Below are 12,903 nucleotides of genomic sequence, written 5' to 3'. Positions count from 1 at the left end.
GCCATGATCGAACGCCTCGACCATCTGGTCCTCACCGTTGCCGATATTCCCGGCACCCTCGACTTCTACCAGCGGGTGTTGGGCCTGCGACACCAGACCTTCGGCAATGGCCGCCACGCCCTGGCGTTCGGCCAGCAGAAGTTCAACCTGCACCAGGCGGGCCAGGAGTTCGAACCCAAGGCCGCCCACCCGCTGCCTGGCGCCATCGACCTCTGCCTGATTACCCGCTGGCCGCTGGACCGGGTGCTGGAGCGCCTGGCCGAGCAGGGCGTCGAAGTGGAGGAGGGGCCAGTGATGCGCACTGGCGCCCTCGGCCCCATCGAATCGGTCTACTTCCGCGATCCGGACGGTAACCTCATCGAAGTCAGCCGTTATCCCGAGTAAGCCTTTTCATTTTCCTCGTTGGCGAATTCCGCCAAACCCGCAACACTGGATGCTGCCGTTCTTCCCCTCAACAGGTTGGAGGAAAGCTCCATGTCCAGATTCGTCCTGTTCTTCGCGCTGCTCCTCGGCACCGGCCTCGCTCAGGCCGAGATCAAGACCAGCGAGATCCCCTACAAGGGCCCCGACGGTACCGCCCTGATCGGTTACTACGCCTACGACGATGCCATCGCCGGCAAGCGTCCCGGTGTGGTCGTGGTCCACGAGTGGTGGGGGCTCGACAACTACATCAAGCGCCGCGCCCGGGACCTTGCCGCGCTCGGCTACAGCGCCCTGGCCATCGATATGTACGGCGAAGGCAGGAACACCGAGCACCCGGCCGAAGCCCAGACCTTCATGAAGGCCGCCATGGCCAGCGCGCCGGCGGCCAAGGCGCGCTTCCTCGCTGGCCTCGACCTGCTCAAGCAGCAGCCCCAGACCGACAGCGCCAGGCTGGCCGCGATCGGCTACTGCCTGGGCGGCAAGATCGTGCTGGACATGGCCCGCCAGGGCGTGCCGCTGGCAGCCGTGGTCAGCTTCCACGGGCCGTTGGCCACCGCCACGCCGGCCACACCCGGTAGCGTCAAGGCCAAGGTCCTGGTGGAGCACGGCGGCAAGGACAGCCTGGTGCCCATGGCCGCCGTCAATGCCTTCAAGGAAGAGTTCGACAAGGCCGGCGCCAACTATCGCGTGGTCATCCAGCCCAAGGCCAAGCACAGCTTCAGCAACCCGGATGCCGACCGCCTGAGCCACGCCGGCCATGGCAGCGAGAAGGGACCGGACCTGGGCTACAACAAGGTGGCGGACGAGAACTCCTGGGCCGACATGCAGGCGCTGTTCAAGGAGGCGCTCGGACAGTAGCGCCTTTGGCTAGGCTGAAGTTGGCAGGCAACCCGGAGAGCTATGGCATGAGCAAGCTGTTGCAGACCATCTCGCCCATCGATGGCTCGGTCTACGTCGAGCGACCCTGGGCCGCGGCGGCAGACGTCTCCGTGGCGCTGGAGCGGGCCGAGGCCGTGCGCCTGGCTTGGAAGGGCACGCCGGTGGCCGAGCGTGTCGCCATCACCCGGCGCGCCGTTGCTGCCTTCGCCGCGCGCGAGGCACAGCTGGCCGAGGAGCTCTGCTGGATGATGGGGCGGCCGATCCGCTACGCCCCCGGAGAGATTCGCGGTTTCGTCGAGCGCGCCAGCTACATGGCCGATATCGCCGAAGAGGCCCTGGCCGATATCCAGCTGCCGGGCAGACCCGGCTTCACCCGCCTGATCCGCCGCGAGCCGCTGGGCCTCGCCCTGGTCATCGCCCCCTGGAACTACCCTTACCTGACCGCGGTGAATGCCGTGGTGCCGGCGCTGCTGGCGGGCAACTGCGTGCTGCTCAAACACTCCGCGCAGACGCCACTGTGTGCCGAGCGCATGGTGGAAGCTTTCACCGAGGCCGGACTGCCGGCGGGCGTGCTGCAGTACCTGCACCTGACCCACGCCGACACGGAACGGCTGATCCAGGCCGAGCCGGTCAAGCACGTGGCCTTCACCGGCTCCGTGGCCGGTGGCGCCATGGTGGAGCGTGCTGTCGCCGGGCGCTTCATCAGCTCGGGGCTGGAGCTGGGCGGCAAGGACCCGGCTTATGTGCGGGCCGATGCCGATCTCGCCCATGCCGTGGAAACCGCCATCGACGGCGCCTTTTTCAACTCCGGCCAGTCCTGCTGCGGCATCGAGCGCATCTACGTGCATGCGGACCTCTTTGATGCCTTCGTCGAACAGGCGGTGGCCCTGGTCGGGCAGTACCGCCTGGGTCGCTCCGACGATCCGGAAACCACCTTGGGGCCCCTGGTGCGTGCCGAGGCGGCGGAATTCGTCCGTGGGCAGATACGCGAAGCCGTGGGGCAGGGCGCCAGGCCTCACCTGGATGTCGCCGCCTTTCCGTTGGATCACACGGGCAGCGCCTACCTCGCGCCCCAGGTGCTCACCGAGGTCCACCACGGCATGCGGGTCATGACCGAGGAATCCTTCGGTCCCGTGGTGGGCATCCAGAAGGTTCGCGACGATGAGGAGGCGCTGGCGCTGATGAACGACAGCGCCTACGGCCTGACCGCCGCCATCTTCAGCCAGGACGAGCAAGGCGCACTGGCGCTCGCGGACCGGGTGGATGCCGGTACGGTCTTTCTCAATCGCTGCGATTACCTGGACCCGGCGCTGGCCTGGACCGGCGTCAAGCAGTCCGGGCGTGGCTGCACCCTGTCGCGGGTGGGCTACGAGCACCTGACCCGGCCCAAGTCCTTCCACTTCAAGACCCGCCTGTGAGGCACGTCATGGACCCGAGCCACTTCCGCATGAACTGGAACTACCCCACCTCGGTACGCGTCGGTGTCGGCCGGATCGCCGAGTTGGCGGCAGCCTGTCGCGAACTGGGCATGCAGGCCCCGCTGCTGGTCACCGACCCCGGCCTGGCGTCGCTGCCGATGATCGACGCCGCACTGGGTCAGTGTCGCGACAGCGGGCTGAATGCCGGGCTTTTCCACGGGATCAAGGGCAACCCGACCGGACCCAACGTCACCGATGGCGTGGCCGCCTTCAAGGCAGGAGGCCATGACGGGGTGATCGCCTTCGGCGGTGGCTCGGCCCTGGACGCCGGCAAGGCCATCGCCCTGATGGTGGGGCAGGATCGTCCGCTCTGGGACTTCGAGGATGTCGGCGACAACGCTTCGCGGGTCAATGTCACCAGCATGGCGCCGGTGGTCGCGGTGCCCACCACCGCCGGCACCGGTTCGGAAGTGGGGCGTGCGGCGGTCATCACCGATGACCAGGCGCATATCAAGCGCATCATCTTCCACGCGCGGATGCTGCCGGCCATCGTCATCCTCGACCCCGAACTGACCCTCGGCCTGCCGCCGAAGATCACTGCCGCCACCGGCATGGATGCCCTGTCCCACAGCCTCGAAGCCTATTGTTCGCCGCTCTACCACCCGATGGCCGGCGGCATCGCCCTGGAGGGCATGCGCCTGGTCAAGGACTACCTGCCACGCGCCACCACCAGGGGCAACGATGTCGAGGCCCGGCTGCAGATGCTGGTGGCCTCCAGCATGGGCGCCACCGCCTTCCAGCGCGGCCTGGGCGCCATGCATGCACTGGCCCATCCGCTCGGCGCCCTGTACGACGCCCACCACGGCCTGCTCAACGCAGTGCTCATGCCCTACGTCCTGCAGGCCAACCGCGCGCATATCGAAGGGCCGATGGCGCGCCTGGCCCGCTACCTCGGGCTGCCCAGGGCGGGCGTCGCCGGCGTTCTCGACTGGGTGGTGAGCCTTCGCAGCGAACTGGACATTCCCCACAGCCTGGCTGATATCGGAATCGATGACGCCCGCATCGAACAGGTGGGGCGCATGGCCGAAGTGGACCCTTCCGCCGCGACCAACCCGGTCCGCTACGACGCCCAGGCCTACAGCCGGCTCTTCGAGAAAGCGCTGCATGGCCGCCTCTGAACTAATCTGATCAATGCAGCGGTGAGGTTCACCTGATCCGTGGCCACGCGGGCCTTGGCCCGCTCCGGGGGTGATGCCCCGGCGTTCTTCCAACACCCACGAAACAGACCCTCGCCGGTGCCCGCCGGCGCAACCCGTCGTCGGTCCCGGATTCAACCTCGATGGGAGAGTGGAAATGACTGAGTCATTCAGGGCGGTCGGGGGTTGCCGCTGCGAGCAGAACCCTGTGCGCTACGAGTACACGGCCCGGCCGGCGGAAGTGCACTACTGCCTGTGCACCGATTGCACCGACATCTGCGGCGGTGCTCTGGCGATCATCGCGGTGGTGGACAGGAGTGCCTTCCGGATCACTGCCAACGCCGACAAGCTCAAGTGCTACCACTCCAAGGCCACCTGCCATCGCTACTTCTGTTCCGAGTGCGGCTGCCACATGTACCTGCACGTGGACGGCTTCCCCGATTTCGAACTCGTGCATGTCCCCACCCTGGACCGTGAGTCCGACCCCGGCGGCAAGCCGGACCGCTATGTGTTCGTGCGCTCGAAGCATCCGCTCCTGACCCTGCCGGACGATGGCCTGCCGCGTCACCAGGGCTGGGCCAACAGCGGAGACCCGGTGGCCGCCTGACCGGCATCGACCTGGCAAGGTGACCTGCAGGGAACGGTTGCCGGGAAATGTGCTGTGTTCGTGGCCAGCGTCGCCCGTCAGGCGGTGCTTGTCAGGGTTTCGCGGAAGGCCTCGAAGGCCGCTGTGGAGTACCCCTGGCGCCAGATCAGCAGGGTTTCCACCTGCATCAGTGCAAGTGTGCGGAGTTGCGGGGGATTGCGCTGCAGTTCCAGGACCGAGCGCGGCAGGATGCCGACGCAGGAGCCGGCCGCAACGCAGGCGAGAATGGCGTGGTAGGAGCCCACTTGCTGTATCTTCGGCATGGGGCGGCCGTCGGCGGACAGCCAGTTCTCGGCGATCTGCCGGTAGGTGCAGCCCTCGGCGAACCCGGCCAGGCCGCGTGTCTGCACGTCCGCCGGACGGCTCACCGGCGGGTGGCTGGCCGAGAGCACCAGTAGCAGTTCTTCATCAAATACCGGCAAGGCCTCCAGCCCCATCGAGGCGACTTCCTCGTGCCAGGATTGCTTGCCTTGGGGCCAGGCCACCAGCGCGCAGTCCAGCCTCCGTGTGAGCACGCCCTCCACCAGGGCCTGGCTGGTGCCGGTACTCACTTCCAGCTCCACCTCCGGGCAACGCCCATGGAAGCGAGCCAGCGGATCGGGCAGGCGGCTGGCGGCGGTGCTTTCCATGCTGCCCAGGCGCAGGCGGCCACCTGGTCTTTGCGGGTGCATGGCCTGGCGCGCTTCGTCCGCCAGGGCCAGCAGCTGTTCGCTGTAATCGAGGAAGGCCTGGCCGCGGTCGGTGAGGGTCATGCGTTTGCCGTCGCGGAGAAAGAGGGCGGCGCCCAGCTCTTCCTCCAGCTGGCGAATCCGGGTGGTGACGTTCGACTGTGCACGCTGCAGGCGTTGCGCCGCACGGGTCACACTGTTTTCCAGGGCCACGGCGCGAAAAATCTCCAGGCTGGATAGATCCATGAATTTGAATCTCTAGTAGAGAATGAATGCTTAAAATTATTCTCGATCTACGATAGATTGGCCAGGTTTTCACACCCCAGGGAGTCGCTGCCTCATGTCCATCACCCAGCTGCTCGGCATCGAGCATCCCATCATCCAGGCCCCCATGGTGGGCGTGTCCACACCGGCCCTGGCGGCAGCCGTGTCCAATGTCGGTGCCCTGGGCTCCATCGGCATCGGTGCCAGCACCCCGGCCCAGGCCCGCGCCATGCTGGCGGAAACCCGCGCGCTCACCGATCGCCCGTTCAACGTCAACCTGTTCTGCCATCGCCCAGCCAAGGCCGATCCACAGCGCGAGGCCGCCTGGCTCGAGCACCTGCGCCCACTTTTTGCCGAATTCGGTGCCGAGCCACCGGCGGTAATCCGGGAAATCTACAAGAGCTTTCTCGATGATCCGGACATGCTGCAGATGCTGCTGGAGGAGCGTCCTGCGGTGGTCAGCTTCCACTTCGGCTTGCCGCCACGGGACTGGGTCCGGGCGCTGAAGGCGGCCGGTATCCGCCTGCTGGCCAGCGCCACCAGCCTTGAGGAGGCCAGGCTGGTCGAAGCGGCAGGGGTGGATGCGATAGTCGCCCAGGGCGTGGAAGCCGGCGGCCACCGGGGCGTTTTCGAGCCCGAGAAAGGTGACGCGGGCATCGGTACCCTGGCGCTGGTGCGGCTGATCGCGCGCCATTGCAGCCTGCCGGTGATCGCCGCCGGCGGCATCATGGACGGGCAGGGCATTGCCGCCGCCCAGGCCCTGGGCGCACAGGGTGCCCAATTGGGGACGGCCTTCGTGTCGTGCCCCGAGTCCGCCGCCAACGCCGCCTACCGTGCCGCGTTGAGGAGCGAGCGAGCCCATGGCACCCGCATCACCGCTGCCATCTCCGGCCGCCCGGCACGGGGCATGGTCAATCGCCTCTGGACCGATCTCGACACCCCGGCTGCGCCAGCGCTGCCGGACTATCCCACCACCTATGACGCCGCCAAGGCATTGCATGCCGCCGCCAGCGCCAAGGGCTGCAACGACTTCGCCGTGCAATGGGCCGGTCAGGGCGCGCCGCTGGCGCGGGAGCTGCCGGCGGCGGAGCTGGTGAAGGTGCTGGTGGAGGAGATGAAAGGTTAGTCCGGATGGCAGGCCTGCTGCCTGCTTGGCGAATGAATTCGCCCCTACAGAAGAACCTTGAACCTGGTACGGACTGCTCCCTCTCCCTTCAGGGCGAGGGCCGGGGAGAGGGGCGCACCCCGGTATACATAAAAAAGCCCGAATGACCTCTGGGCCATTCGGGCAGTGGGGCCTTGGGCCCCGGCGGATCTTTTCGCTCAGCCAGGCGGCTGCTTGCGGTACTCGGTGGTGGTCATCCCGGCGTAGCCCCAGTTATCGGTATCGACTTCCTCGATCACGATGTGGGTCAGGTCCGGGCGCTTGCCCAGTACCCGTTGCAGGGTTTCTGTGATCTCGGCGATGACCTGGGCTTTCTGCTCTCGGGTCACGCCGTCGCGGGTGATACGTACACTGACGAAGGGCATGGTGTTCTCCTCTTTACCAGGTGCCGGTGCTCATGCCGCCGTCCACGGCCAGCACGATACCGGTGGTGAAGCTGGCGTCGGTGAGATAGAGCACCGCGTCGGCGATGTCCTGCACCTGGCCGATGTGGCCTACCGGCTGCAGGCCGTTGAGGAACTCGCGGATGGACGGGTCGTGCATCGGCGTCTCGATGATCCCCGGGGCCACGGCATTGACCTTGATGTTGTGAGTCGACAGCTCCAGGGCCAGGGCACGGGTGAACTGGTTGAGCCCGCCCTTGATCAGGGTCGGCAGCGCAGCCGGCACATCGCGGTTGGGCTGGATTCCAACGGACGCGGTGATGGTGACGATATGGCCCTGGCGACGCGGAATCATGTGCCGTGCGGCCTCCTGGGAGGCGTAGACCACGCCCTTGAGGTTGGTGGCGAGCATGGATTCCAGATCGTCCTCGCTGTACTCGGTAAAGGGACTGGGTACGAATATCCCGGCGTTGTTCACCAGCACATCCACCTGGCCGAAGCGCTCGATGGCGCGCTCGAACAGGTGCCTGGAGGTTTCCGGCCTGGCGATGTCGCCCGCCACGCCGATGAAGTTCTTCGGGTTACCCAATTGCTCTGCGGCGGTGGCCAGGCGCTCCTCGCTGCGGGCCGAGCCGACGACGTTGAAGCCGCGTTCCAGATAGGCCTTTGCCAGGCCGAGACCGATGCCGCTGGAGGCGCCCGTGATCACTGCGGTTCTGTTGGTGCCTTGCATGTCGATAGTCCTCGAATGAAGTGGGGCTCGTAATTCGCAGAGGGCGCCTCTCTGTTGGCACGGACTATATTTGTGCCGAAATTGCCAATAAATAAGCACTCAGGTACTTCAGTTGATACATGGAGTAATGAATGGTGGAGCACCAGTACAACCGCCACTGTCGATCCGCCTGGCGGGCCGATCTTCAGGTTCACGGAGGCCGTGTCCTTCCAGGTCGACTGCGAGACCCAGGACGAAGTGGACTACTACTGGGACCGGCTCTCGGCTGGCGGCGACGAGAACGCCCAGCAGTGCGGCTGGCTCAAGGACAGGCATGGGTTGTCCTGGCAGGTGGTGCCTACCGTACTGATGGACATGCTGATGGACCCCGACACCACCAGCGCCCAGCGCGTCTTCACCGCCATGCTGCAAATGAAGAAGCTGGATATCGCCGTGCTGAAGAAGGCTTTCGACGGCTGAGTCCGGTTTTCTGTGGGGGCGAATTCATTCGCCAAGCGGGCCATAGGTCCGCCCTGGCGTTCCCGGGGCTGCTGCGCAGCCCTTCGCGAATGAATTCGCTCCCACAAGGAGAGGCGCTGCGAGCCGTCAGGCGTCGACGTTCACCACCACCCGACCACGCACCTTGCCCGCCAGCAGGTCGCCGGCCACGGCGATGGCTTCGCTCAGGCCGATCTCGCGGGTGATGGCTTCCAGTTGAGTGATGTCCAGGTCCCGCGCCAGGCGGTCCCAGGCTTCCATGCGTTCGCCACGCGGACGGGTGACGCTGTTGATGCCCAGCAGGCTCACGCCGCGCAAGATGAAGGGGGCGACACTGGCCGGGAAGTCCATGCCCTGGGCCAGGCCACAGGCGGCGACGGCGCCATCGGCGCGCAGGCCGGCACAGACATTGGCCAGGGTATGGCTGCCCACCGAATCGATGGCGGCGACCCAGCGCTCCTTGCCCAGCGGACGACCCGGCTCGGAGAGTTCGCTGCGGTCGATGATCTCGGCTGCACCCAGGCCCTTCAGGTATTCCACCTCGCTGGTGCGGCCGGTGGCGGCCACCACCCGGTAGCCCAGGCGGGCGAGCAGGGCGATGGCGAAGCTGCCCACGCCACCGTTGGCGCCGGTTACCAGCACGTCGCCCTGGCCAGGCTGCAGGCCATGACGCTCGAGGGCCAGCAGACAGAGCATGGCGGTGTAGCCCGCGGTGCCGATGGCCATGGCCTGACGCGGGCTGAAGGCCGACGGCAGGGGAATCAGCCAGTCGCCATTGAGTCGCGCCTTCTGCGCCAGACCACCCCAATGGGTCTCGCCGACGCCCCAGCCGTTGAGCAGCACCGAGTCGCCCACCTTGTAGTCCGGATGGTTGCTGGCTTCCACCGTGCCGGCCAGGTCGATACCCGGGACCATGGGAAACTGCCGTACCACCGGGCTCTTGCCGGTAATCGCCAGGCCGTCCTTGTAGTTCAGGGTGCTGTAGGCCACCCGCACGGTCACGTCGCCCTCAGGCAGCCGGGCTTCATCCAGCTGGGTTTGGTGGGCGCGGTAACCCGCCTCGTCCTTCTCGATCAGGATTGCGTCGAACATGTTCATGCCTCCATTTAGACCAGTCGTCTACAAATGGGCGCGGAAAACCTAGCGTGGCAATCCGGCCATAAAACCGTTGAAGAAAACATCCAGCGGGACGTTGTCCCGCGTCAGCCGGGCGCGTTGCACGGCGCCTTCCCAGCCAATCCAGAAAAATGCCGAAAGCGCCTCGCAATCCGCCTCCGCCGCAAGCTCGCCGGCGCTCTGGGCATCGCGCAGGCACCTGGCCAGGCGCTCCTGCCAGCTGCACAGGGTGGCTTCCAGTTGCAGGCGGAAGCTTTCCGGGAGGATGGCTACCTCCTGGCCCAGGTTGCCCACCAGGCAGCCTCGGCAGAACTGGTGGCGGGCCATGCCGCACTTGGCGTCTTCGACGAAGTTCCGCAGGCGCTGGAGTGGCGGTACCTCTATCTGCAGGAGCCAGCGGTCCAGCTTGCGTGCGAAGTAGCCGGCATAGCTGTCCAGCACTGCCTGACCGAAGTCTTCCTTGCTGTCGAAGTAGTGATAGAAGGACCCCTTGGGCACGCCCACACGCTTGAGCACCCTGTCGATGCCGGTGGACATGAAGCCCTGTTCGGTGAGGATTTCCATGCCGCAGCGGATCAGCGCGGCACGGGTATCGGCGAAATCGCGGTCGACCTTGGGTGGCCTGCCGCGACGGGGTCTGGATTGGGTCTCGGTCATGGGAAGGGGATTTTAGACCGATCGTCTAGAAGATCAAGTGGACCAAGGTCTGACGGCGGGGCGCCGCGTCATTGTGGGGGCAATTCATTTGACCGTGGTCATGAGTCACCGGCTCTGCCTGTGGCGATTGCCGCACTGGAAGGCGAGCGACGAGGAGGTCGGACCGACGGCTTTTCGTAGGCTGGCGTTGAGCTTGCGAAACCCAGCGATGCGCACTGTTGGGCCTTGCTGCGCCCGGCACCAACCTAACGAGCGGGGATTGGCGGGCGACCTGACATTCAGAGTGGGCCGACGTCCGCCTTGCCGTCGTGGCGTTCGTTCATCCAGCGCAGGACCTGCTCGCCATATTCGGGCGGGGTCTTGCGGGCGACGCGGCGGACGAGGTCGAGCACGGTCTGCTGGGCCAGGGCTTCCTCCATACGCTGTTGTGCCTGGAGCATCACGGCATGGATGGAGCAGGGGCCGACAGCGGCCCAGTCCGGCGCCGGGCAGCCGGCTTCGAACAGGGCGCAGCGCTCGCGCACGTCACGGCACTCGAAAATCTGCTTGTCGCCATCGATGGCCCGGACGATATCCAGCACCGTGATCTCGTCGGCCGGCCGCGCCAGGCGGAACCCGCCGCGCACGCCTTCGGTGGCCGCCACCAGGCCGGCCTTGGCCAGGCGGGTGAATACCTTGGCCAGCAGTTCCGGCGGCACGCCCTGAAGTTCGGCCAGGGTGCGCACGCTTGCCTCGCGGCCATCTCCTTTCTCGTCCGCCAGATAGAGCAGGCAGTGGATCCCGTATTCCACTCCTGAGCTGTACAGCGCCATCTTTAACTCCGAATCATGTATTCGCCGTTTGTGGCGACTGTTTCCAGGCCATAAGCCCGCGTCGACGGTCGCTATCGCGGCCGTATGCGTCCACTGCGCGGCTCAATCCTAGGCTAAAACGTATAGAAGGCGAAGGATGTTGCCAATTCAGGAAGGATGATGGCGACGAGTGGCGTAGCGAGCAAGGAAAAAAGCTTGCCGAAATTAACTACGACAAATACAGTCGCCGTTATCCGGTGCGGTCAGAAGCGACAACCTCACAGCCTGGCATGCAGATGTCGGGTGTGTCCGCCCGGAGAAACTCAACTTCGCCTTGTGGAGATACACATGAAACAACGCATCCTGATCGTCGGCGCCGGCTTCGGTGGTATGTGGAGCGCCCTGAGCGCAACTCGCCTGCTCGACCAGCATGGTCGCGACGATGTCGAGGTGGTGGTGCTCGCGCCCCAGGCCGAACTGCGTGTACGCCCGCGCTTCTACGAGCCGGAGGTACACAAGATGGTGGCGCCGCTGGGTGAGCTGTTCGACGCCGTGGGTGTCACCTTCGTGCAGGGATTCGCCGAGCGCGTCGACGTCGAAGGCAAGCGTGTGGGCTATCGCACTGCCGACGGCCAGTTCGCCGAACAGGGTTATGACCGTCTGGTGCTGGCCACCGGGAGCCATGTGGTGCGCCCGGCGCTCGTGGGCGTCGAGCATGCATTCGACGTGGACCAGCTTGAAGAAGCGGTACGTCTGGAGCGCCATATCCAGTCCCTGTCGGAGCGCCCCGTCTCGACCAGCCGCAATACCGTGGTCGTGGCCGGCGGCGGCTTCACCGGCATCGAGACCGCAGCGGAAATGCCGGCGCGCCTGCGCGCAGCGCTCGGGGAGGACGCCGAGGTGCGGGTGATCATCGTCGACCGTGGCAGCGAGATCGGCGCAGCCCTCGGCGAGGGGCCGCGCGGCGCCATTGTCGAGGCGAGCGAGGAACTGGGCCTGGAATGGCGCATCAACAGTGCGGTGGCCGCGGTGGACGCTGGTGGTGTGACGTTGGCCAGCGGCGAGCGTATCGACGCGGACACCGTGGTGTGGACGGTAGGGGTGCGGGCCAACTCGCTGACCGAGCAGGTTCCCGCCGAACGTGATGGCCAGGGTCGCCTGCATGTGGATGCCAACCTGCAGGTGCCGGGCCTGGCCGAACTGTTCGCCACCGGTGATGTGGCCCGGGCCGCGTGTGATGACCAGGGGAATCACGCGCTGATGTCCTGCCAGCACGCCATTGCCCTGGGGCGCTCGGCCGGCAATAACGCGGCGGCAAGCCTGCTGGGCGTGGCACCTATCCCCTACAGCCAGCCCAAGTACGTCACTTGCCTGGACCTCGGGGCCTGGGGGGCGGTGTTCACTGAGGGTTGGGACCGCGAGATCCGGTTCGAGCGGCAGGAAGGCAAGTCCATCAAGCAGCAGATCAATGGTGTGTGGATCTATCCGCCGGCGGCCGACCGTGCCACCGCCCTGGCTGCGGCTGACCCGATGATTCCGGTCGTGGCCTGACCCGCACCTGCCAACCGCCCGCCATCACGCCGTACCCACTGCGTGGCGGCGGGCCCGCAAGCTGATATCCCGGAGGCCATCATGGGCCCGACCATCCTGATTTCCACCAGGCCGCTGGCGGCCCGGTCCATCGAGCAGTTGATCTCGCGCTGGCTGCCGCAGGACTGCTGGAGCCTGCAGGCGCATTCGGCGGAGGGTAACCGCTGGCGCTTGCAGTTGGCCGTGGAGCCCTGCAGCGAGCCGGTTGCGCGGATGCTGGAAGCCGTGGTGATGAGCCGATGGGTGAAGGGACTCGAGTTCGAAGCAAGGGATAGCGAGGCCTGACTGACAATGCCAGTCGGGCCCCGCACTTCTCTCGCGGCATCCATTCTCGTCGCCCCATCGCATCGACTCCCCTTGGCTTTGCGAAAGGGTGGGGTTGCCGCTTCATCAGCTCTGCGAGCTTGTGGACCATGAGTTCGCTGCGCAATGGCTTTTCCCATTCCGCGCGCTCCAATGGAGCGAAGCTGCTCGCTTTCGGAAGCAGTGCTTCCGGT

The 12,903-nt window shown here is 66.1% G+C and carries 14 protein-coding genes and 1 pseudogene; 9 read left to right on the top strand and 6 right to left on the bottom strand.

The annotated features are described in order from the left end of the window. Positions 1-3: 3 nt before the first annotated feature. From ACFW0H_RS01005 to ACFW0H_RS00985, 5 genes are all read left to right on the top strand, one after another. The gene (locus ACFW0H_RS01005) at positions 4-384 is read left to right on the top strand and encodes a VOC family protein (protein ID WP_422912043.1); all 381 of its coding nucleotides are present in this window, start codon (positions 4-6) and stop codon (positions 382-384) included. A 90-nt stretch (positions 385-474) separates the two neighbouring features. Continuing rightward, a complete protein-coding gene (locus tag ACFW0H_RS01000; RefSeq protein WP_422912042.1) occupies positions 475-1,281 on the top strand; it encodes a dienelactone hydrolase family protein in 807 nt (268 codons plus the stop codon). Between the two features lie 47 nt (positions 1,282-1,328). After that, the gene (locus tag ACFW0H_RS00995; RefSeq protein ID WP_422912041.1) at positions 1,329-2,720 is read left to right on the top strand and encodes an aldehyde dehydrogenase family protein; all 1,392 of its coding nucleotides are present in this window, start codon (positions 1,329-1,331) and stop codon (positions 2,718-2,720) included. An 8-nt stretch (positions 2,721-2,728) separates the two neighbouring features. Beyond that, entirely contained in the window at positions 2,729-3,898 is a 1,170-nt protein-coding gene (locus tag ACFW0H_RS00990) for an iron-containing alcohol dehydrogenase (protein ID WP_422912040.1), read from the top strand. 175 nt (positions 3,899-4,073) lie between these two features. Continuing rightward, positions 4,074-4,523, top strand: coding sequence for a GFA family protein (locus ACFW0H_RS00985; RefSeq protein WP_422912039.1), 450 nt, complete (start codon positions 4,074-4,076; stop codon positions 4,521-4,523). A gap of 77 nt (positions 4,524-4,600) precedes the next feature. On the opposite strand, the gene ACFW0H_RS00980 is transcribed toward ACFW0H_RS00985, so the two are convergent. Next, the gene (locus ACFW0H_RS00980; protein WP_422912038.1) at positions 4,601-5,476 is read right to left on the bottom strand and encodes a LysR family transcriptional regulator; all 876 of its coding nucleotides are present in this window, start codon (positions 5,474-5,476) and stop codon (positions 4,601-4,603) included. 94 nt (positions 5,477-5,570) lie between these two features. Between ACFW0H_RS00980 and ACFW0H_RS00975 the strand changes: the two genes are divergently transcribed. After that, positions 5,571-6,620 (top strand): NAD(P)H-dependent flavin oxidoreductase, encoded by a 1,050-nt coding sequence (locus ACFW0H_RS00975; RefSeq protein WP_422912037.1) that lies wholly within the window; start codon positions 5,571-5,573, stop codon positions 6,618-6,620. A gap of 197 nt (positions 6,621-6,817) precedes the next feature. Here the strand turns inward: ACFW0H_RS00975 and ACFW0H_RS00970 are convergent, their stop codons facing one another. Further along, positions 6,818-7,024 (bottom strand): tautomerase family protein, encoded by a 207-nt coding sequence (locus ACFW0H_RS00970; RefSeq protein WP_422912036.1) that lies wholly within the window; start codon positions 7,022-7,024, stop codon positions 6,818-6,820. 13 nt (positions 7,025-7,037) lie between these two features. Continuing rightward, positions 7,038-7,775 carry an SDR family NAD(P)-dependent oxidoreductase gene (locus ACFW0H_RS00965; protein ID WP_422912035.1) on the bottom strand — a complete coding sequence of 246 codons (738 nt, stop codon included), beginning with the start codon at positions 7,773-7,775 and terminating at the stop codon, positions 7,038-7,040. A 171-nt stretch (positions 7,776-7,946) separates the two neighbouring features. Here ACFW0H_RS00965 and ACFW0H_RS00960 point away from each other — a divergent pair. Further along, positions 7,947-8,234, top strand: a pseudogene (locus tag ACFW0H_RS00960) (VOC family protein); the annotation flags it as partial. A gap of 126 nt (positions 8,235-8,360) precedes the next feature. Here ACFW0H_RS00960 and acuI read toward each other — a convergent pair. The 3 genes from acuI to ACFW0H_RS00945 all read right to left on the bottom strand — a co-directional run bounded on the left by acuI (position 8,361) and on the right by ACFW0H_RS00945 (position 10,837). Beyond that, positions 8,361-9,344: an acrylyl-CoA reductase (NADPH) gene (acuI, locus tag ACFW0H_RS00955; RefSeq protein ID WP_422912034.1), complete on the bottom strand. Its 984-nt coding sequence runs from the start codon at positions 9,342-9,344 to the stop codon at positions 8,361-8,363. A gap of 48 nt (positions 9,345-9,392) precedes the next feature. Beyond that, positions 9,393-10,025 (bottom strand): acrylate utilization transcriptional regulator AcuR, encoded by a 633-nt coding sequence (acuR, locus tag ACFW0H_RS00950; RefSeq protein WP_422912033.1) that lies wholly within the window; start codon positions 10,023-10,025, stop codon positions 9,393-9,395. A gap of 278 nt (positions 10,026-10,303) precedes the next feature. Next, positions 10,304-10,837, bottom strand: coding sequence for an RrF2 family transcriptional regulator (locus ACFW0H_RS00945; RefSeq protein ID WP_422912032.1), 534 nt, complete (start codon positions 10,835-10,837; stop codon positions 10,304-10,306). A gap of 327 nt (positions 10,838-11,164) precedes the next feature. On the opposite strand from ACFW0H_RS00945, the gene ACFW0H_RS00940 reads away from it, so the two are divergent. Beyond that, entirely contained in the window at positions 11,165-12,367 is a 1,203-nt protein-coding gene (locus tag ACFW0H_RS00940) for an NAD(P)/FAD-dependent oxidoreductase (RefSeq protein WP_422912031.1), read from the top strand. Positions 12,368-12,448: 81 nt separating this feature from the next. After that, positions 12,449-12,691 (top strand): hypothetical protein, encoded by a 243-nt coding sequence (locus tag ACFW0H_RS00935; RefSeq protein ID WP_422912030.1) that lies wholly within the window; start codon positions 12,449-12,451, stop codon positions 12,689-12,691. The last annotated feature ends 212 nt before the right edge of the window (positions 12,692-12,903 follow it).

Source organism: Metapseudomonas cellulosilytica (assembly GCF_049334135.1).
In the GTDB taxonomy this organism is placed as follows: Bacteria; Pseudomonadota; Gammaproteobacteria; order Pseudomonadales; family Pseudomonadaceae; genus Metapseudomonas.
Note: the sequence above shows the minus strand (reverse complement) of the source record. Positions and strands in the feature narration are given on the sequence as shown.

What these genes read in the sequence shown, in the direction of transcription:
- ACFW0H_RS01005 (WP_422912043.1), top strand. Translation starts at nt 4, where the DNA reads ATGATCGAACGCCTCGACCATCTGGTCCTCACCGTTGCCGATATTCCC.
- ACFW0H_RS01000 (WP_422912042.1), top strand. Translation starts at nt 475, where the DNA reads ATGTCCAGATTCGTCCTGTTCTTCGCGCTGCTCCTCGGCACCGGCCTC.
- ACFW0H_RS00995 (WP_422912041.1), top strand. Translation starts at nt 1,329, where the DNA reads ATGAGCAAGCTGTTGCAGACCATCTCGCCCATCGATGGCTCGGTCTAC.
- ACFW0H_RS00990 (WP_422912040.1), top strand. Translation starts at nt 2,729, where the DNA reads ATGGACCCGAGCCACTTCCGCATGAACTGGAACTACCCCACCTCGGTA.
- ACFW0H_RS00985 (WP_422912039.1), top strand. Translation starts at nt 4,074, where the DNA reads ATGACTGAGTCATTCAGGGCGGTCGGGGGTTGCCGCTGCGAGCAGAAC.
- ACFW0H_RS00980 (WP_422912038.1), bottom strand. Translation starts at nt 5,476, where the DNA reads ATGGATCTATCCAGCCTGGAGATTTTTCGCGCCGTGGCCCTGGAAAAC.
- ACFW0H_RS00975 (WP_422912037.1), top strand. Translation starts at nt 5,571, where the DNA reads ATGTCCATCACCCAGCTGCTCGGCATCGAGCATCCCATCATCCAGGCC.
- ACFW0H_RS00970 (WP_422912036.1), bottom strand. Translation starts at nt 7,024, where the DNA reads ATGCCCTTCGTCAGTGTACGTATCACCCGCGACGGCGTGACCCGAGAG.
- ACFW0H_RS00965 (WP_422912035.1), bottom strand. Translation starts at nt 7,775, where the DNA reads ATGCAAGGCACCAACAGAACCGCAGTGATCACGGGCGCCTCCAGCGGC.
- acuI (WP_422912034.1), bottom strand. Translation starts at nt 9,344, where the DNA reads ATGTTCGACGCAATCCTGATCGAGAAGGACGAGGCGGGTTACCGCGCC.
- acuR (WP_422912033.1), bottom strand. Translation starts at nt 10,025, where the DNA reads ATGACCGAGACCCAATCCAGACCCCGTCGCGGCAGGCCACCCAAGGTC.
- ACFW0H_RS00945 (WP_422912032.1), bottom strand. Translation starts at nt 10,837, where the DNA reads ATGGCGCTGTACAGCTCAGGAGTGGAATACGGGATCCACTGCCTGCTC.
- ACFW0H_RS00940 (WP_422912031.1), top strand. Translation starts at nt 11,165, where the DNA reads ATGAAACAACGCATCCTGATCGTCGGCGCCGGCTTCGGTGGTATGTGG.
- ACFW0H_RS00935 (WP_422912030.1), top strand. Translation starts at nt 12,449, where the DNA reads ATGGGCCCGACCATCCTGATTTCCACCAGGCCGCTGGCGGCCCGGTCC.